1 pseudogene is annotated in these 412 nt (G+C 44.7%); it reads right to left on the bottom strand.

Annotation, left to right across the window (positions count from 1 at the left end):
• Window positions 1-63: 63 nt before the first annotated feature.
• A pseudogene (locus AB4486_RS25540) lies at window positions 64-412 on the bottom strand (CpaF family protein); the annotation flags it as partial.

Raw genomic sequence — 412 nt, forward strand, 5'->3', positions numbered from 1 at the left:
GATAAAAAGCACCGCAATGAATAATAGACCTAATGAAACGCTTACATTGTCCATAATCTCTCCTTAACCTTTGGTCTCACTAAAGAGCTCGAAAGGTAGGTCGAGTCCACGTTTGACTAACTGGTCATGGTATTGAGGAACGACCCCCGTTGCCGTGAAATAACCGATAATATTGCCGTCTTCATCAATACCTTTACGCTGAAAACGGAATATTTCCGACATTGTGATCACCTCACCTTCCATGCCGTTGATCTCTTGGATACTCACCATACGACGCTTACCATCTTCTTGGCGTTCCATTTGAACAACAAGGTGGATAGCCGAGGCAATCTGAGCTCGTAAGTTTTTGGTTGATATGTTCCACCCTGCCATCGAGAACATGTTTTCGACACGACTTAAGGCATCACGAGGG

Source organism: Vibrio sp. 10N.222.55.C6 (assembly GCF_041473395.1).
Lineage (GTDB): Bacteria > Pseudomonadota > Gammaproteobacteria > Enterobacterales > Vibrionaceae > Vibrio > Vibrio crassostreae_C.